The following is an 18,788-nucleotide window of genomic DNA, read 5'->3' as shown; positions in this document are numbered from 1 at the left end:
CGCTCACTCCGCGGGCTTCGGTTCGCCGACGCCGTCCTCGAGCGCGGCGCTTTCGGCATTGGCAGCTTCCGTGGCCTTGCGGGACTCCCGCCAGGCATTGAAAGTGCCGATGATGCCCTTCGGCAGCAGCAGCGTCACCAGGATGAACAGCGCCCCCAGCATGAACAGCCAGTACGGCGCTAGCGGCCCCGAGGTGAAGAAGGTCTTGGCGTAGTTGACGACGACGGCGCCGAGGGCCGCGCCCACCAGCGTGCCGCGGCCACCGACGGCGACCCAGATCACCGCCTCGATCGAATTGCCCGGCGCGAATTCGCTCGGGTTGATGATGCCGACCTGCGGCACGTAGAGCGCGCCGGCGACACCGGCCATGCAGGCCGACAGCGTGAACACGAACAGCTTGTAGGACTCGACGCGGTAGCCAAGGAAGCGGGTGCGCGATTCGGCGTCGCGGATCGCGATCAAGACCTTGCCGAGTTTCGAAGTGACAACCGCCCGGCAGATCAGGAAGGTCAGGATCAGCGCCAGGCAACTCAGCGCGAACAACGCCGCGCGGGTGCCGTCGGCCTGGACGTTGAAGCCCAGAATGTCCTTGAAGTCGGTCAGGCCGTTATTGCCGCCAAAACCGAAATCGTTGCGGAAGAACGCCAGCAGCAGCGCGTAGGTCATCGCCTGCGTAATGATCGAGAGATAGACGCCGGTGACACGGGAGCGGAACGCGAGCCAGCCGAAGCAGAACGCGAGCAGGCCCGGCACAAGCAGAACCATCAAGGCCGCGAACCAGAACATATCGAAGCCGTGCCAGTACCACGGCAGTTTTGGATAGTTCAGGAACACCATGAAATCGGGCAGGATCGGATTGCCGTAGACGCCGCGGCTGCCGATCTGGCGCATCAGATACATGCCCATCGCGTAGCCGCCGAGCGCGAAGAAAGCGCCGTGACCGAGCGAGAGAATGCCGCAATAGCCCCAGATCAGATCGATCGAGAGCGCGAGAATGGCGTAGCAGGCGTATTTGCCGAACAGCGCGACCAGATAGGTCGGCACCTGCAGCGCCGAGCCCGCCGGCAGCAGCAGGTTGGATAGCGGGATCAGCACGCCGAGGCCTGCGACGATCAGGATGAAGATGGTGGCGCTGCGATCCAGCGATCGCGTCAGGACATGCGGCGTCATGCTTCCACCGCCCGGCCCTTGAGCGCGAACAGGCCGCGCGGACGCTTCTGGATGAACAGGATGATCAGCACCAGAATGGCGATCTTGCCGAGCACGGCGCCGGCCACCGGCTCCAGGAACTTGTTGGCGATGCCGAGCGTGAAGGCGCCGACCAGCGTGCCCCAGAGATTGCCGACGCCGCCGAACACGACGACCATGAAGCTGTCGATGATGTAGCTCTGGCCGAGGTTGGGGCTGACATTGTCGATCTGCGACAGCGCGACGCCGGCGATACCGGCAATGCCCGAGCCTAGGCCGAAGGTCAGCGCATCGACGCGCGAGGTGGCGATGCCCATCGACGCCGCCATGCGCCGGTTCTGCGTCACCGCGCGCATCTCCAGCCCCAGCGCCGTGTAGCGCAGCATCGCGAGCAGGATGACGAACACCGCCAGCGTGAAGCAGAGGATCCAGAGCCGGTTATAGGTAATGGTGATCTGGCCGAGCTCGAATGCGCCGCTCATCCAGGAGGGATTGCCGACCTCGCGGTTGGTAGGGCCGAACATCGTGCGCACGGCCTGTTGCAGCACCAGCGACAGGCCCCAGGTCGCAAGCAGCGTTTCCAGCGGACGGCCATAGAGGAAGCGGATGATGCCGCGCTCGATCAGGACGCCGATCGCCCCCGCAACGAGGAACGCCAGCGGCACCGCGATCAGCAGCGAGTAATCGAACAGGTCGGGATAGCGGGTGCGGATGACCTCCTGCACCACAAAAGTGGTGTAGGCGCCGATCATCACCATTTCGCCATGGGCCATGTTGATGACGCCCATGACGCCGAAGGTGATGGCGAGTCCGATCGCGGCGAGCAGCAGCACCGATCCGAGCGACAGGCCGTACCAGGCGTTCTGCACCATTGACCACATCTGCAGATCGCTCTGGATCGAGGCGATTGCGCTGGCCGCAATGCGCGCGACGTTAGGCGGCACGTCGCTGCCGAGCCCGGTCAGGAGCGCCAACGCCTCCTGATCCCCGCGCGCCTTGATGACGGCAACGGCCTCGAGCTTTTCCAGCTCGGTGGCGTCAGACTTGTAGAGCAGGATGGCGGCGCGGGCCTCGGCAAAGGCCGCCTTCACCGCCTTGTTGGTCTCCTTGGCCAGTGCGCCGTCGATCACCGGCAATGCATTCTCGTCGTGGCTCTTGAACACCGACTGCGCCGCGGCGATGCGCTTGGCGGGATCGGGCGACAACAGCGTCAGGCCGCCGAGCGCGGCCTCTACCGCACGGCGCAGGCGGTTGTTGAGACGGACGGCGGCGGCATTGTCGGGCAGCTTGTCGACGGCCGCGCCGGTAGCGGCGTCGATGATCTTGCCGTCGGCGCCGGTGACGAAAACCTGCTTGGTGTCGGGATCGGCCGACAGCCGGCCGTCCTGCAGCGCGCTGATGATGGGAAAGGCGAGCGGATTGCCCGAAGTCGCGACGGCGCCGATCGCCTCGTCGGTGTCGGAGAAATCGTCATTGGCAAATTTGGCGACCGCATCCTCGAACGGACCGGCCAGCGCCGGCACGGCGAAGCAAGCGGCGAGCAGGATGGCGAGCAGAACCGCGCGAAAACGGTCAAGGAAATTGGCAGACACAATACGCCCCGGCAGGAGTGTGGGGAGAAGGCGGCGGCATCGCCGCCTTCTCCGTTCTTGCTTGTAGTTCAGGTTCTCTTGGAAGTTTTTTTAAAAGGCTTTTTTACGTCAGGAGGATCATGATCCTTCGGATCAGATCGGGATCAGGAGCCCTGACCGCCGCACTTGTTGGTCTTGGTGTTGTAGTTGCCGCACTTCTTGCCGACCCAGTCGCCGATCAGGTCCTTGGAGCCTTCGAGCTCCTTCGACCAGGCATCGCCGGCCACCAGGCCCGGGGTCTTCCACACCACGTCGAACTGGCCGTTGGCCTTGATCTCGCCGATGAACACCGGCTTGGTGATGTGATGGTTCGGAAGCATCTTGGAGGTGCCGCCGGTCAGGTTCTTGGCTTCGATGCCCGGGAGAGCGTCGATCACCTTGTCCGGATCGGTCGACTTCACCTTCTCGACCGCCTTGACCCACATGTCGAAACCGATGACGTGCGCTTCCATCGGATCGTTGGTCACGCGCTTCGGATTCTTGGTGTAGGCCTGCCACGCCTTGATGAACTTCTCGTTCTCCGGCGACTTGATCGACTGGAAGTAGTTCCAGGCGGCGAGATGGCCGAGCAGCGGCTTGGTGTCGATGCCGGCGAGTTCTTCTTCACCGACCGAGAACGCGACAACCGGAATGTCGGTCGCCTTGATGCCCTGGTTGCCGAGCTCCTTGTAGAAGGGAACGTTGGCGTCGCCGTTGATGGTGGAGACCACGGCGGTCTTCTTGCCGGCCGAGCCGAACTTCTTGATGTCGGCGACGATCGTCTGCCAGTCGGAGTGACCGAACGGCGTGTAGTTGATCATGATGTCTTCCTGCTTGACGCCCTTCGACTTCAAGTAGGCTTCGAGGATCTTGTTGGTGGTGCGCGGATAGACGTAGTCGGTGCCGGCCAGCACCCAGCGCTTCACCTTCTCGTCCTTCATCAGGTAATCGACCGCGGGGATCGCCTGCTGGTTCGGCGCAGCACCGGTGTAGAACACGTTGCGCTCGCTCTCCTCACCCTCGTACTGCACGGGGTAGAACAGGATCGAGTTCAGCTCCTTGAACACCGGGAGCACGGACTTGCGGGACACCGAAGTCCAGCAGCCGAACACGACCGAAACCTTGTCCTTGGTGATCAGCTCGCGGGCCTTTTCGGCAAACAGCGGCCAGTTCGACGCGGGGTCGACGACGACGGCTTCGAGCTTCTTGCCCATCACGCCGCCCTTCTTGTTCTGCTCGTCGATCAGGAAGAGGATGGTGTCCTTCAGCGTGGTTTCGCTGATGGCCATGGTGCCGGAGAGCGAGTGCAGGACGCCGACCTTGATGGTCTCCTGCGCTTTGGCGTTCGAGAACGCCGCCAGACCCAGAACCAGGCCGGCGGTGGCCGCCAGCCAGTGGCGGCGGCTCAGCGTCGCTATATCGTGAGTCAATTTTGTAAGCATGAAATGTCATCTCCCTGACGCAGGCGTTAAACGCTGCGAACGGCCCCACGGCCGCCTGCGTTAAGGGAATCGCAAGAACCATGCCACGGTTTTATGATGGCATAAGCTATTCTAATCGCTTGGAAATTCCGGCTGCGCGAAAACCGGTGACAGCAAATATGCCTATTTCCTAGGCTTCAGAAATGTATGCTTTGGCGGCAAACTATCTATTTTTTGTGCAAAAGCCGCAATTTGGCTAAATTTCTTGCACGCTTTTTGATCGTTTGGGTCTGACGCGGGGCACCACACGGGCCAGCCGATCAGTTTCCTTTAACCGCGCGGGCGGCGCACGCGGAATTCACCTTGAAAGCGCCTTGCGACTGCTCCATATGATCCCCGTGACCTAGAGAATCATCAGGTCCCTGCGAGCCGCGTGTTCTGATCCCGTTTTGCGGTTTCTGGCTTGCCCCCTTCAGCTAGCAAAACCGACGCCCCAGACACGCGGGTGTCTCTGGACACACTCGCGCGCTCCCTGGCCGAAACCGCCGGGCGCCTGCTCTTTATGGAAAGAACCACCCTTTTGACCTCCTTTCAGGATTTCGGCCTCGCCGATCCCATTTCGCGTGCGCTCAAGGAAGAAAATTACCACACGCCCACGCCCATCCAGGCCCAGACCATCCCCATCGCAATGACCGGCCGTGACGTCGTCGGCATCGCCCAGACCGGAACCGGCAAGACCGCGGCCTTCGCGCTGCCGATCCTGCACCGGATCCTGGAGAACCGCGTCCGGCCGCAGCCGAAGAGCTGCCGCGTGCTGGTGCTGTCTCCCACCCGCGAATTGTCTGGCCAGATCCTCGACAGCTTCAACGCCTATGGCCGCCACATCCGGCTGACCTCGGCGCTCGCGATCGGCGGCGTGCCGATGGGCCGGCAGGTCCGCTCGGTCATGCAGGGCGTGGAAGTCATGGTGGCCACCCCCGGCCGCCTGCTCGATCTCGTCCAAAGCAACGGGCTGAAGCTGAACCAGGTCGAGTTCCTGGTGCTCGACGAAGCCGACCGCATGCTCGACATGGGCTTCATCAACGACATCCGCAAAGTCGTCGCCAAGCTGCCGATCAAGCGGCAGACGCTGTTCTTCTCTGCCACCATGCCGAAGGACATCGCGGAACTAGCTGAATCCATGCTGCGCGACCCAGCGCGGGTGGCGGTGACGCCGGTGGCCTCGACGGCCGACCGGATCGCCCAGCGCATCATCCAAGTCGATTTCGCCGCCAAACCGGCGGTGCTGGCGCAGCTTTTGAAGCAGGAACCGGTCGACCGCGCGCTGGTGTTTACCCGCACCAAGCACGGCGCCGACAAGGTGGTGAAGGTGCTGGCAAAGGCCGGCATCGAAGCCAACGCCATTCACGGCAACAAGTCGCAGAACCACCGGGAACGCGTACTGGCGGCGTTCCGCTCCGGCGAGATCCGCACCCTGGTCGCTACTGACATCGCCGCCCGCGGCATCGACGTCGACGGCATCAGCCATGTGGTGAATTTCGATCTGCCCAACGTGCCCGAAACCTATGTGCACCGTATCGGGCGTACCGCCCGCGCCGGCAGGGAAGGTGTCGCGATCTCGTTGATCGCCGGCGCCGAGGAAATGGGCTATCTGCGCGACATCGAGCGGCTGATCCGTATTTCGCTGCCGAAGGAAGATCGCCGCACGCCAGGCAGCCGCGATGCCGCTCCGCCGGCCGCACATCACTCCGCCCAGCACCGTAACGGGCGTTCCGCGCCGCGCGCCCATGCCGGCCGTTCCAATGAGCAGGCACAACCGTCAAAAGGCCCTCGCCGACGCCGCCGCGGTGGTGGTAATAATGCCGCGCCGCAGCCGAACCGACATGAGTCGCCGCGTCAGCCGCAGCAGGGCAGCAAGAGCCAAGCCGGACACAGCGAGGGCATTCAAGGCGTCGCCTTCTTGCATCGCGAGAGCCGACCGAATAACCAATCGAACCGAAGCCACCGACCGCAGCGCTAGCCTCGATCGACCTGGAGACCACCATGGCTAAAGAAGAGCTGATCCAGTTCGAAGGACTGGTGACCGAAATCCTCCCCGATGCGCGCTATCGCGTGCAGCTCGATGCCGGACACGAAATTGTTGCCTATACCGCGGGCAAGATGAAGAAGAACCGGATCAAGACGCTCGCAGGCGATCGGGTCACGATCGAAATGTCACCCTATGATCTGGAGAAAGGACGCCTGATCTTCCGTCACAAGGACGAGCGTCCCAGCAATCCCGGTGCCCCGCGTGGGGCGCCACCGCGCGGCGGACAGTTCCGTCGCAGGTAAACGAACCCTTAACGTCCCACGAAAACGCGCCCGATACGCTCCTGTCGTGCGCGAATGCGGCCGGCTGGCCGGCCGAATCAAAAAATCGTGCACGTCAGGATTGTTTTGAATGATGCAATCGAATAATATTAAGCATCGATTTTCGGCCGGACGACATTAGCTATCCACCGGTACAGCCGGTTTAGACGCTGACGACCCTTCCAAAAATTCGATCTCACCAGCCCATCGAAGGGTGGGCTACGACTTGTATATCTGAGAAGGGACTACCCCAGTGAGCATGGGAACAGTGAAGTGGTTTAACGCAACCAAGGGCTATGGCTTCATCCAGCCGGATGACGGCGGCAATGACGTGTTCGTGCACATCAGCGCTGTCGAGCGTGCCGGCCTCGGAACGTTGCGTGAAGGCCAGAAGATCTCCTACGAAATCGTGGCAGATCGCCGCTCTGGCAAATCTTCGGCCGACAATCTGCGCGCCGCCGGATAAGCGATTTTCGGGCGCATGCGACAGCGTCCCGAAGATCGCCGCTGAACAATTCAGCCGAATAAATCAAAAGGCCGCGCCCATGGCGCGGCCTTTTTCATCTCATCATTTTCCTGGCAGTTCACCCGGCACGGGCGTCTCATTTCTGTTCGCAGACAGTGGTGTTGTACATCACGCAAAGCGACTGGCGCGGACGGGTGAGGCTGACATCGCTCAGCGTGATGCCATTCGCCTTGTTGAGGAACCAGGCGACGCTGGGAACATATTTGTATTTCACCTCGCTGTAGATCAGGTAGGTGTTGGCGATCTTGAGCGCCTCCGGAATCTCGATGATGTCGCCCGGGGAGTGCGCGTTGGCGCCTTTGCTCCACTGCACCCGCGCCTTCAGCGTGGTCGGATTGATCCAGAGTTCCGTGATCGTCCCCTCCACCGGGCTCGACGCATAAGGCGTCATGACGGCCTTGCTGGCATTGAAGAAGTTGGTGAACTGCGTATCGGTGACCTTCTCGTTCTGGGACGTCAGGTCCGACAGCGTGCGCGCCATGATCGTCACCTTGCGGTCGATGGCGACGCCGGCCGAGAACTCGTTGGTTCCCACGAGCAGCATCGCCATGAGCGGAATAATCATGGCGAATTCGACGGCCGCCACACCGCTGTTGTTGCCCCGCAACTCGAACGCGCGGCGGCGCATGCGAAGCCAGATTGTGCTCATCGGTTTCATTACCCTTGGCCCTAGTAAGGTTCGTTCTGGAACGCGGCGGTCGCCGTCAACAGCCGCTGGTTGCCGCTGATATTGGCGACGTTGTAGCCGAGGCCGGTGACGAACAGCGGCCATTTGTAGAACAGCCGCACGACGACGATGTCGCCGGGTCCACCCGGCAGATAGTTGTTCGGAGGAACGAAATTTCCCGAAACGATCGGGTCGGAAACGTTGACGCTGGAAAACGCCTTGTAGCTCTGCACGTCGATCGAGATGCCGTTGACGCAATCGAACATGATGGTGAGCTTGGCGCAAACGGCGTTCTTGAATTGCGCCTGGGTGAAGGAGGAGTTCTGCGCCTGGCCGGTCAAGATCAGACGCGACGTATCCTGCGTCACCGTCTCGAGGATCTGGCTGGCAAAGAACACCAGCGCCAGTTCGATGATCGCGAACAGGACGCCGAAGAATATCGGCGCGACCAGCGCGAACTCGACGGCGGCCGTGCCCCTTCGATTGCGACGAAACCGGCGCAGGATGCTTGTCTTGGGAGGTGTGGAAGGCGGCATCAACGAGACCTCAGAACGCGAGGGGATTGCCGCAAAAACCTATCCGAAACTGATTGTTGAATTGTTTCGGCCGATCCAGCCAGAACGACCCGCTCCGTCAACCGTCTCTTAACCCTGCCGCAAGCCCGCCGGAGATTGGCCGGCGGGTTTCTATCGCAGCAGACTCACCTGATGCCGCCCGCCGCGGCTCCCGCGGCCTGGCCGGAGAGCGAACCGGCCTGACCGATTGCGGTCCTGAAGTACATGTCGCCGTCGCCGAGGGTAACGCGACGCTGGCAAACCGGCATGCAGCTATAGGATTCCCGCTCGACGCCGCGATACACGGTCACGAGTTGATCGGGCGGGCCTTCGACCTGAATCTGGCGGTCCACCAGCACCTCGCCGTTGCGGTCCATTGCGATGAAGTTGGTCGCGCCGTAGCCCTTGCCAGTAACCACGATGATGCCGCCGCTCTGCAGCGTTACGTCTGCAATCAGCGGGTTTCCAACCACGATGGTGGAGACCTTGGCAGGAAGCTTCACGAGCTTCGCCTGATCGACATAGACGGCTATGCGGTCGGGATCGGCCGAGGCCAGGCAGACGGCCGGCCACAGCAGGATTCCTGCAGCGAGGGAACGCAATCCAAAACGCGCGCGTGCGCGAATACGCGGAAACTTGAACGACATACTCTACCCCGGGGCATCAACAGGCCGGCAATGGCGGATACACAGCGGAACCGGCGCCCGACAGGGTGAATCTGACGACAATTCATGAACAAAGGGCAAATAGGCCCGGCCCGGCGGCAAGAAATCCGCCATTTACCTACTTGCGGAACGGATAGGCCAGCTGCCCGAGGATCTCGCGGGGAAACGAGACCTGATCGTCCACGCCATACTGCTCCGGCAGCCGGTCTTTCGGCATCCGGAAAGTCCCGAACAGGAGGTCCCACAGCGGAAAGGTGCCAGCGAAATTGGTGTCGCCGCCCTCTTCGCGGGCGGTGTGGTGCCAGCGGTGAAACACCGGCGTGGCCACGACGTATTTGAGCGGCCCGAGCGTCCAGTTGAGGTTGGCGTGAACGAAGGCCGAATGGAAGATGTTGAACGGCCCGAGCCAGAGCATCACGCCCGGCGAAATGCCGGCCAGCAGCAGCGCGACGTCGACTCCGATGGTCCCCAGCAGCAGGTTGGCGGGATGAAAGCGCGCCGCCGAGATCCAGTCCACGTCCTCCGAGGAATGATGGATGGCATGGTATTTCCAGAACCCGCCGCCATGAAACATCCGGTGCAGCCAGTACATCATGAAATCGGCTGCGACCAGGAACAGGATCGCCTGCAGCCACAAGGGCAGCGTCGACAACGGGCCGTGGCCGTTGTCGTAGAAGGCGATCAGTTCGTCCGCATCGCGAATTCCAAACAGCAGCGCGGCGCCGAGTACGAGCAGCCCGATGCGGAATACGCGCGCGAACAGCGGCACCAGGAACCAGTAGCAGACGTCGGTGACGAGTTCGCGCTTGCGCCACCATGGCTTGCCGGGATTACAGGCCCAGAAATGCGAAAGCAGCGAGAACAGCAGTGCCAGCGCGATCGTGACCGGCAACACCTTGGCCAGGGTCTGGCCGAGCATTTCGACGATTTCGGTCGGCAGGTTCATTTCGACCGGCGTAGCAGAATCCCCGCCTCGCCGCCAGTTTGCACGACCGTCAGCGGGCTTCAGGCGGTCGTCACGACGGCTTTCGGGGCACTGCCGGCCGACGCCAGTGCGTGGCCCAGCCGGTTGAAGGGACGCTCGATCCGCGGCTCGATCAGATAATAGCTGAACGCCAGCGACACGGCCGAGACCAGCACGAACAGCGGCACCAGGCCCACCGGGACCAGTCCGGCTATCAGCGACACCACGGCGAAATGAACGAGATAGATGGCGTAGGAGTGACGTCCCAGCACCGTCATCCACGACAGCGAGACGTTCGAGATCAGTAGACCGAAGGCGAATGCAGCCAGCAACGCGACGTCGGCGCCCTGCGGCGTGACGATCAGCGCAGCGCCGAGCAGCACCAGCGCGGCGAATGTCGGCCTGTTCTTCAGCTCGATATAGTCATACAGCAGAATACCGAAGCCGAAGCAGATCACCTGGCGCGGCAGCCAGCTGGTGAAGACGCCTTCAGCCAGATACGTCTGGCTGGCGGGCAGCGACGCTGCCAGCCGCGGAATCAGATAGGGCTCGACGGCCAATTGTCCGATGACGCTGACAAGCGCGATCGACGCGTAACACAGCGTGGCGCCGTTGCGGCGGCGGAACAGGTAGATCAGCAGCGGGAACAGCAGATAGAACTGCATCTCCACCGCAATGCTCCAGCCGCCCGGAACCACCGAATTGTAGGCGGTGACGCTGCACGAATGCAGGAAGAAGAACGTCAGCAGCACCTCGCTCACGCCGACGCCGTCAGGCGCAAAGTTCGTGATGCCGCGGCCGCGCGTCGCCAGCAGGTAAAAAACAATGGCGACCCAGAACAGCGGCGCGATCCGGAAGAAGCGCCGGATGTAGAACGAGCGGGCGGCGACCAGATCGAGCCTGTCGCCAAATGTCAGCATCATCGTATAGCCGCTGATGATGAAAAAGAGCTGGACGCCGAGCCCGCCGTAATTCCTGGCAAACCAGGACAGGCCGGGAACGACGCCGGTGGACTCTTCCTGGCAGTGCACCAGCACGACCAGCAAGATGGCCACGCCGCGCAAAAGATCCAGCGACTGGTTGCGCCGTGTCATGGCGTGCCGGCGGTACGGACGTGCAATACGGCGTTGCCATCGGCGTAGACGCGCCGCCAACCCGCGGTGTGATCAAGCAGGCTGACCGCCGGCGTGAAAGGCGTCAGCAGCACGGCATCGATCTGCCAGGTCTTGAGGATATTGAGAAGCTCGTTCACGTCCTTGAGCTGCATCGCGCGGTAATAGGCCATCTCAAAGGCTTCGCCGTAGAGCTCGGCACGCCCGTCGATGAAGACCGGGATCTGCCGCCAGATCAGATAGCCGCCGAACGGGAGATCGTTGAGAACCCGCTTCGGATGATGCGCCATCAGCGCATCGACAGCCGCCGCCGGCGAATGGTTTTGGGGCGGTGCGAAGGTGGTGTTGGCTGCCAGCAGCCACGTCCAGCCGCCGAGCAGGGCGATTACCGCTGCAACCACGGACATCGGGGCACCGGCGCGGGCGGACCAGGCCGGCCGCAGCGCGAACTGCGAGGCCACCGGCGCGAGCACCACGATCGGCAGCAGCAGCGCGAAAATTTCGACGTTCCTGACATGCGACAGCGCCATATGCAGCAGGCCCAGCACCAGCGCGATCCGCGGCGGCGTAAGCTTGACGCCGCCGGAAAGCGCGCCGGCGATCAGCACGAGGATCGCCATCTCGAACGCACCGAATTTGCTGAAGTCCGCCGGCATCCATTCATAGATCAGATGCAGGAGTTCGCCGAGATCGAGGATCTTGCGGGCGGCGAGGATCGATCCCCACCCGTACGGCGTGGCGCAGCAGGCCACCAGCGCGCCGACGCCGAACGCTGCCCAGCGCAGCGTCACCGACCGTCGCCGGGCATGCTCGGCATTCCACAAGGCATCCAGCGCGAATGCACCGACCAGCACGAGGCCGAACACGAACCCGCCGTGCAGGTTCGCCCACAACGCGAGCAACGGCAACAGCCATGGCGACGGTGCCTCTCCGCGCTCGCTCGCCGACATCAGCCCGTACGCCCAGGCCAGCATGATCGGCAGCACCAGCACGTGCGGGCGCGCCAGAAAATGCCCCATCGAAAGCACCAGCGCCGCGATCGCGACCGCGACCGCATAGCCGGCGGGGATGCGGCGGCCTAGAATGTGGGTGAACAACGCGAAGGTTGCGGCGATCGAGCTCGCGGCGAGAACGACCGGCCCGGTCCAGCCCGCCAGATTGTAGCTCACCGCATACAGCACCTGCGCCAGCCAGGACGACGACGTCCACGGCTCTCCGGCCTTGGTGAAGGAATAGATGTCGACGCGCGGCAAGGCTTGATGGTCGAGGATCCACTGCCCCACGGCGATCTGCCAGTAGGTGTCGGAATCGTTCAGGAGCGCCGCGCCGCGGATCAGCAACAGCGCGTAGACGCCGATGCCGAGCCACAGCCATGCCGGGACATCGGCAAGGCTGAAGGTTTTCTCCCTCTGGATCGCCTCTGCTTCGATGCTCATGCGAAATTACCGGCGGGTCCTAGTGGCGGAATGGATAAGCCAGTTGCCCGCCAATCTCGGTCGGGACCTGCTGATCTTCGTCCACGCCGTAAGTTTCAGGCAGCCGGTTCTCGGGCATGCGGAACGTTCCGAACAGAATGTCCCAGAGCGGAAAGGTGCCCGCAAAATTGGTGTTGCCGCCCTCTTCCAGCGAGGTGTGATGCCAGCGATGGAAGACCGGCGTGGCCAGCACATATTTGAACGGCCCGAGCGTCCAGTTCAGGTTGGCGTGAACGAAGGCGGAGTGGAAGGTCGTGAACGGCCCGACCCACAGCATGATGTTGGGCGATATGCCCGCCATCAGCAGGACGACGTCGACCAGGATCGTTCCGATGAAGAGGTTGACGGGGTGAAAGCGCGCCGCCGAGATCCACTCGAGATCTTCCGAGGAATGATGGATGGCGTGATATTTCCAGAAGCCGCCGCCGTGAAACATGCGGTGCAGCCAGTACAGCATGAAGTCGGATGCGACCAGGAACAGTATCGCCTGCATCCACAGCGGAAGCTGCGCCAGCGGCCCATGGCCGTTGTCGTAGAATGCGATCAGTTCGTCGACCTCGTGAATGTTGAAGACGACTGAGGCGCCGAGCACCAGCAGGCCGATGCGGAAGATGCGTGCGAACACCGGCACGAAGAACCAGTAGCAGATGTCGGTAATGAGCTCGCGCTTGCGCCACCAGGGTTTGCCCGGATTGCAGGCCCAGAAGTGCGAGAGCACCGTGAACACAACAGCGAGCATGATCGTGACCGGAACGACCTTCGCCATCGTCTGGCCCACCACCTCGATGACTTCCATTGGTAAACTCGACATGACGGCCCCGCTCGATCAGACCTGCAAGGCGTATCCGCTTGCGCTTAAGGAGCCGTGAATCAAAGGACTCGACCGACACGCTGCGATCGCGACGAAGGCGCTTCGAAGTCGCGCTTGGATTTTTATCGAACGCTTTAATGCAGCGTTTACTGTGCTGAATAACAGCAAGTTCCTAGCATTTTTCGATGGTCGAATTAACTGCGTCGAAATTGTCGCACCCTAGGGTGACGCCATGGTCACGGTGCTGAGAACGCCGGCGAGACCAAACTTAAGTTCGACCAGCCACGTGTACACAGGAGTTATCATCTATGAAGAATCTCGTTTCGCGTTTCGTGAAGGATGAGTCCGGCGCCACCGCCATCGAGTACGGTCTGATTGCCGCCGGCATCGCGATCGCGATCATCACCGCCGTCAACGGTCTCGGCACCAAGCTGTCGACGAACTTCAACACGATCTCGAGCTCGCTGAAGTAAGCGACCGCTACGAGTTAGCGTGGAAGGCCCCGGAAAAAAGCCGGGGCCTTTTTCGTTTTCACCAGAGCGCGCACGCGCCGGACGCGGTGGTCAGGCACCGGATCCGGCAAGCGCGCGCCCCCCGCGACTTCCCTCGTTTCCCGATTGTTCATTTCTCGTGACTAGGCTCGGCCGGAGCCTGCACCCCGGTCAACCGCAGCAAGCGTGATTTCATGATCCTCGATACCGCCCGCCTCCTGCTGTTTCCGGCCCTGATGGCGTTCGCCGCCGCGAGCGACCTGTTCACGATGACGATTTCGAACCGGGTGTCGCTGGCACTGATCGCCGGCTTCGTCGTACTTGCGGTGCTCGGCGGCATGGGTCTGCACGACATCCTTCTGCATTTCGGCGCCGGCGCCGCCGTTCTGGTTGTGGCCTTTGGCTGCTTCGCGATGGGATGGGTCGGCGGCGGCGACGCCAAGGTCGCGGCCAGCGTGGCGCTTTGGTTCGGCTTCGACCACCTGCTCAATTATCTGCTCTATGTCTCGCTGCTCGGCGGCGCGCTGACGATCCTGCTGATTCAGTTCCGGCAATGGCCGCTGCCCGCCTTCCTCACGGGACAGGCCTGGCTGAACCGGCTGCACGACAAACAGAGCGGAATCCCCTACGGCATCGCCCTCGCGCTCGGCGCGCTGATCGTCTATCCCGAGACCGAATGGATCAAGGCGGTCGGCCTCACTCACCTCGCCATGCGCTGATCCGGCGTCGCTAACTTTCCGTTAAGGCAATTTACACACGCCTCATTAACCATGCTTTGACGAATAGCTGGTCAACTCCCATCACCGCGACGGAAGCGTCGCAGCGTAATGTGGAAAGTGAAGCGTATGAATAAGCCACGCATTGTGGTTCTGGCCATCGCGATCGTCGCCGGCGGCATTGCCGCCTATCTCGCCAGCGGGTCCGGCGACAAGCCAGCGCCGGAGCCGGTCGCGCAGATGCAGACCGTCGAAATTCTCGTCGCCAAATCGGACATCGGCCTCGGCCAGTCGGTCAAGCCGGACGATCTGCAATGGCAGATGTGGCCGGCCGCGACCGCCAGCAGCAACTTCATCAACAAGGCCAGCAAGGCCGACGCCATCACCGAAATCACCGGCTCGATCGCACGCTCCCCGTTCATCGCGGGCGAGCCGATTCGCGAGCAGAAGCTGGTGAAAGTCGACGGCTCCGGCTTCATGGCGGCGATCCTGCCGGCCGGCTACCGGGCCATTTCCACCGAAATTTCGCCGGAAACCGGCGCCGGCGGCTTCATCCTGCCGAACGACCGCGTCGACGTGCTTCTGACCAAGCGCGAGAGGAGCGCCAACGGCAGAGGTCCGGACGTCTCCACTTCGGAAATCATCCTCGCCAATGTTCGTGTTCTCGCGATCGACCAGGCGCCGAAGGAAAAGGAAGGCGCCAACTCGCTGGTTGGCAAGACCGTCACCCTCGAGCTGAAGCCCGAACAGGCCGAGACCCTGGCGCAGTCGCGCCAGAGCGGCACGCTGACGCTGGCGCTGCGCAGCATCGCCGACGTCAAGGCGACCGAAAATCCGGACGAGCAGCTACGCAACAGGCGCGGCGAAAATTTCAACGTCATTCGTTATGGCGTCGCCAGCCAGCAGACGATGCAGAAGTGACCGAAAGGACGCACGATATGAAGTGCAGGGAAATTCAGCCGATGATGCGAACGTTCATCGTCCGCGCCCTGTCGTTTTCGGCCGTGGCTGCTCTCACGCTCAATCCGGCGCTGACGCCGGTGGTAGCAAGCGATTACCGCGCGATGGCTCCGGCCGCCGCCGAAGGACAGATGAACGCGCGTTTCGTTTCGCTCGGAATCGGCAAATCGATGGTGGTCGATCTGCCGCGCGAGATCAAGGACGTGCTGGTCGCCGACCCCAAGGTCGCCAACGCGGTCGTGCGGACGACCCAGCGCGCTTATATCATCGGCGCCGCGGTCGGCCAGACCAACATCGTTTTCTTCGATTCAACCGGAGCGCAGATCGCAGCCTATGACATAGCGGTCAAGCGCGACCTCAACGGCGTGCGCGCCGCGCTGAAGCAGTCGCTGCCGAATTCGGACATCGTGATCGAAGGTGTCGGCGATGGCGTCGTGCTGACTGGCAGCGCCGCAAGCCCGGTCGAAGCGCAACAGGCCGCCGACATCGCCGCCCGCCTGGTCGGCGGCGCCGAGAAGGTCGTCAATTCGATCGCGGTCCGCGGCCGCGACCAGGTGATGCTGAAGGTGACGGTCGCCGAAGTCTCCCGCAATATCATCAAGCAGCTGGGCATCGATCTCTCGGCCAGCTTCACCTACGGCACCTCGGTGGTGAATTTCACCAACGCCAACCCGTTCACCGCCCTCGGCCGTTCGCTGGTCTCGGGCAACTCGGCGCAGGGAACGTTCGGCAGCGGCACTTCGTCGTCAGTGACGGCTACGCTGCGCGCAATGGAAAGCGCCGGCGTCGTTCGCACGCTGGCCGAGCCCAACCTGACCGCGATCTCGGGCGAATCCGCGACCTTCATTGCCGGCGGCGAATTTCCCGTTCCCGCAGGCTATGCCTGCGATCCGGTCACACGCGTCTGTACGACCCAGATCTCGTTCAAGAAGTTTGGCATTTCGCTCAACTTCACGCCGGTGGTGATGACCGAAGGACGGATCAGCCTTCGCGTCATGACCGAGGTGTCGGAACTGTCGAACGACAACTCGATCACGCTGACGCAGGCGCTCAACAACAACTCGACGAACGCGCTAACCATTCCCTCGATCAAGACCCGCCGCGCGGAAACCACGCTGGAGATTCCTTCCGGCGGCGCGATGGCCATGGCGGGCTTGATCGCGGAGCAGACCAAGCAGGCCATCAACGGCCTGCCCGGCCTGGCGCAACTGCCGATCCTCGGCTCGCTGTTCCGCAGCCGCGACTACGTCAACAACCAGACCGAGCTGATGGTTCTGGTCACGCCATACGTGGTCCGCGCGGTGGCGCAGAAGGACCTGTCGCGCCCCGACGACGGCTTCGCCGCCGTGGCGGACCCGCAGGCCGACCTGCTCGGCAGCATCAATCGCATCTACGGCGTTCCGGGCCGCGTCGAAAAGACTCGGAATTATCGCGGCACCTACGGCTTTATTACGGACTGAGGCGGGACGATGACATCACAGAGCACATTCCCAAGACCCGCCGATCGCAAGCGCGCGCTCCGCCTGACCGTAGCGCTGATCGGTCTTTCCGTGGCGCTCGGTGCCTGCAAGCATGCCGTCGTCGATCCGGCGACAACAGCCAGCGTGCCCGAGGATTACCGCCTGCGCCACCCGATCGCGGTCCAGGAAGCCGACCGCTCGATCGTCGTTTTCGTCGGTCGCGGACGCGGCGGCCTTTCCGCCTCCCAGCGCGCCGACGTCATGTACCTGGCGCAGACCTGGCTTCGCGAAGGCACCGGCGCCATCAGCGTCGACGTGCCCGTCAATACGCCGAATGCGCGGGCGGCCGAGGATTCATTGCGGGAGATCCAGGCGACCTTCTCCGCCGCCGGCGTGCCGCCGCGCGCGGTCAATGTCCGCCAGTATCGTCCCGAAGATCCCAGGCATATGGCCGCGATCCGTCTCAACTATCCGAAGATTTCGGCGGTGGCCGGCCCATGCGGCCTGTGGCCGGAGGATCTCGGTCCGTCGATCAACAACAAGAACTACTTCGACAACAAGTCCTATTACAATTTCGGCTGCGCCAATCAGCGCAATCTTGCGGCGATGGTCGACAATCCGGCCGACCTCGCGCAGCCGCGTCCCGAAACCCCAGCCTTTACTCCGCGCCGTGCCATCGCCTTCGACAAATATCGCAAGGGCATGACGACCACGACCACCTATCCCGAGGCCGACAAGGCCAAACTCAGCGATACCGGCAAATGATCACTTACTCGCGCCAGAATACAGAACAGCAGCAGCCGGAAATCACGGCGCCGTCGACCGAGGATCACATCGCGCCGGCGCCGCGGGTGTCGGTGCAGGCTTTCTGCGAGACGGTGGAAACGGCGGCCGCGGTGCAGTCGGCGGGCGAAGACCGCCGCCTGGGCAAGGCCCATCTCAAGATCCAGATGGGCGGCATGGCCGCCGCCATCGAGGCCTATCGCTCGGCCCCGACCCCCAACGTCATCATCCTGGAGACCGAAGGCCGCAACGACATTCTCGTCGGCCTCGACCAGCTCGCCTCTGTTTGCGACGCCGGAACCCGCGTGATCGTGATCGGGCGCATCAACGACGTCATGCTCTATCGCGAACTGGTCCGCCGCGGCGTCAGCGACTACGTCATCGCCCCGGTCAATGCCATCGACGTCGTGCGCTCGGTCTGCAACCTGTTCTCGTCGCCGGAAGCCAAGGCCGTCGGCCGCATCATCGCCGTCGTCGGCGCCAAGGGCGGCGTCGGCGCGTCCACCGTTGCCCACAACGTCGCCTGGGCGATCGCACGCGATCTGGCGCTGGATTCGGTGGTCGCCGATCTCGACCTTGCCTTCGGCACCGCCGGGCTCGACTACAATCAGGATCCGCCACAGGGCATCGCGGATGCGGTGTTCTCGCCCGACCGGATCGATACCGCGTTCCTCGACCGGCTGCTGTCGAAATGCACCGATCATCTGAGCCTGCTGGCGGCGCCGGCGACGCTCGACCGTGTCTACGATTTCGGCGCCGAGGCATTCGATTCGATCTTCGACACGCTTCGCACCACGATGCCCTGCATCGTGCTCGACGTTCCCCATCAATGGTCGGGATGGACCAAGCGCGCCCTGATCGCGGCCGACGACATCCTGATCGTCGCGGCGCCCGATCTTGCCAATCTGCGCAACACCAAGAACATCTTCGACCTCCTGAAGGCATCGCGGCCGAACGACCGCGCGCCGCTCTATTGCCTCAACCAGGTCGGCATCCCGAAGCGGCCGGAGATCCCCGCCGCCGAGTTCGCCAAGGC

At 62.8% G+C, this 18,788-nt stretch carries 19 protein-coding genes; 9 read left to right on the top strand and 10 right to left on the bottom strand.

The genetic code is table 11. From position 1 onward, the window contains the following. Window positions 1-3: 3 nt before the first annotated feature. From urtC to urtA, 3 genes are all read right to left on the bottom strand, one after another. Entirely contained in the window at window positions 4-1,170 is a 1,167-nt protein-coding gene (gene urtC, locus CQ14_RS13340) for an urea ABC transporter permease subunit UrtC (RefSeq protein ID WP_057858342.1), read from the bottom strand. Then, entirely contained in the window at window positions 1,167-2,780 is a 1,614-nt protein-coding gene (gene urtB, locus CQ14_RS13335) for an urea ABC transporter permease subunit UrtB (RefSeq protein ID WP_057858341.1), read from the bottom strand. The genes urtC and urtB overlap by 4 nt, the downstream gene beginning before the upstream one ends. A 143-nt stretch (window positions 2,781-2,923) precedes the next feature. Continuing rightward, window positions 2,924-4,240 (bottom strand): urea ABC transporter substrate-binding protein, encoded by a 1,317-nt coding sequence (urtA, locus tag CQ14_RS13330; protein ID WP_057858340.1) that lies wholly within the window; start codon window positions 4,238-4,240, stop codon window positions 2,924-2,926. A gap of 541 nt (window positions 4,241-4,781) precedes the next feature. On the opposite strand from urtA, the gene CQ14_RS13325 reads away from it, so the two are divergent. From CQ14_RS13325 to CQ14_RS13315, 3 genes are all read left to right on the top strand, one after another. Further along, complete coding sequence (locus tag CQ14_RS13325; protein WP_057858524.1) at window positions 4,782-6,239, top strand: DEAD/DEAH box helicase; 1,458 nt, start codon at window positions 4,782-4,784, stop codon at window positions 6,237-6,239. A 23-nt stretch (window positions 6,240-6,262) separates the two neighbouring features. Then, window positions 6,263-6,550, top strand: a complete 288-nt coding sequence (gene infA / locus CQ14_RS13320; protein WP_057838523.1) for a translation initiation factor IF-1 — start codon at window positions 6,263-6,265, stop codon at window positions 6,548-6,550. Between the two features lie 271 nt (window positions 6,551-6,821). Continuing rightward, a complete protein-coding gene (locus tag CQ14_RS13315; protein ID WP_002714433.1) occupies window positions 6,822-7,034 on the top strand; it encodes a cold-shock protein in 213 nt (70 codons plus the stop codon). Window positions 7,035-7,170: 136 nt separating this feature from the next. On the opposite strand, the gene CQ14_RS13310 is transcribed toward CQ14_RS13315, so the two are convergent. From CQ14_RS13310 to CQ14_RS13280, 7 genes are all read right to left on the bottom strand, one after another. Next, window positions 7,171-7,743, bottom strand: coding sequence for a TadE/TadG family type IV pilus assembly protein (locus tag CQ14_RS13310; protein ID WP_057858523.1), 573 nt, complete (start codon window positions 7,741-7,743; stop codon window positions 7,171-7,173). Between the two features lie 20 nt (window positions 7,744-7,763). After that, window positions 7,764-8,297: a TadE/TadG family type IV pilus assembly protein gene (locus CQ14_RS13305; RefSeq protein WP_057858339.1), complete on the bottom strand. Its 534-nt coding sequence runs from the start codon at window positions 8,295-8,297 to the stop codon at window positions 7,764-7,766. Between the two features lie 164 nt (window positions 8,298-8,461). After that, the gene (locus CQ14_RS13300; protein ID WP_057858338.1) at window positions 8,462-8,962 is read right to left on the bottom strand and encodes a pilus assembly protein N-terminal domain-containing protein; all 501 of its coding nucleotides are present in this window, start codon (window positions 8,960-8,962) and stop codon (window positions 8,462-8,464) included. 136 nt (window positions 8,963-9,098) lie between these two features. Further along, window positions 9,099-9,926, bottom strand: coding sequence for a sterol desaturase family protein (locus CQ14_RS13295; RefSeq protein WP_057858337.1), 828 nt, complete (start codon window positions 9,924-9,926; stop codon window positions 9,099-9,101). Window positions 9,927-9,985: 59 nt separating this feature from the next. Next, window positions 9,986-11,038 carry an acyltransferase family protein gene (locus CQ14_RS13290; RefSeq protein ID WP_057858336.1) on the bottom strand — a complete coding sequence of 351 codons (1,053 nt, stop codon included), beginning with the start codon at window positions 11,036-11,038 and terminating at the stop codon, window positions 9,986-9,988. Next, complete coding sequence (locus CQ14_RS13285) at window positions 11,035-12,492, bottom strand: hypothetical protein (RefSeq protein ID WP_057858335.1); 1,458 nt, start codon at window positions 12,490-12,492, stop codon at window positions 11,035-11,037. The genes CQ14_RS13290 and CQ14_RS13285 overlap by 4 nt, the downstream gene beginning before the upstream one ends. 19 nt (window positions 12,493-12,511) lie before the next feature. After that, the gene (locus CQ14_RS13280; protein WP_057858334.1) at window positions 12,512-13,342 is read right to left on the bottom strand and encodes a sterol desaturase family protein; all 831 of its coding nucleotides are present in this window, start codon (window positions 13,340-13,342) and stop codon (window positions 12,512-12,514) included. Between the two features lie 308 nt (window positions 13,343-13,650). On the opposite strand from CQ14_RS13280, the gene CQ14_RS13275 reads away from it, so the two are divergent. The 6 genes from CQ14_RS13275 to CQ14_RS13250 form a co-directional block, all read left to right on the top strand. Further along, window positions 13,651-13,815, top strand: a complete 165-nt coding sequence (locus tag CQ14_RS13275) for a Flp family type IVb pilin (RefSeq protein ID WP_057858333.1) — start codon at window positions 13,651-13,653, stop codon at window positions 13,813-13,815. A gap of 212 nt (window positions 13,816-14,027) precedes the next feature. Then, a complete protein-coding gene (locus tag CQ14_RS13270) occupies window positions 14,028-14,552 on the top strand; it encodes an A24 family peptidase (RefSeq protein WP_057858332.1) in 525 nt (174 codons plus the stop codon). 126 nt (window positions 14,553-14,678) lie between these two features. Next, a complete protein-coding gene (gene cpaB / locus CQ14_RS13265) occupies window positions 14,679-15,470 on the top strand; it encodes a Flp pilus assembly protein CpaB (protein WP_057858331.1) in 792 nt (263 codons plus the stop codon). A gap of 41 nt (window positions 15,471-15,511) precedes the next feature. Beyond that, complete coding sequence (locus CQ14_RS13260; RefSeq protein WP_245320328.1) at window positions 15,512-16,969, top strand: type II and III secretion system protein family protein; 1,458 nt, start codon at window positions 15,512-15,514, stop codon at window positions 16,967-16,969. Between the two features lie 9 nt (window positions 16,970-16,978). Then, on the top strand, window positions 16,979-17,734 hold the full coding sequence (locus CQ14_RS13255) for a CpaD family pilus assembly protein (protein WP_057858329.1): 756 nt from the start codon (window positions 16,979-16,981) through the stop codon (window positions 17,732-17,734). After that, window positions 17,731-18,788: CpaE/TadZ family protein (locus CQ14_RS13250; RefSeq protein ID WP_245320341.1), on the top strand; the 1,058-nt coding region annotated here is incomplete at its 3' end. The genes CQ14_RS13255 and CQ14_RS13250, both read left to right, overlap by 4 nt.

The sequence above is a fragment of the Bradyrhizobium lablabi genome (assembly GCF_001440475.1).
Lineage (GTDB): Bacteria > Pseudomonadota > Alphaproteobacteria > Rhizobiales > Xanthobacteraceae > Bradyrhizobium > Bradyrhizobium lablabi.
This window is presented reverse-complemented; position numbering and strand designations above follow the sequence as displayed.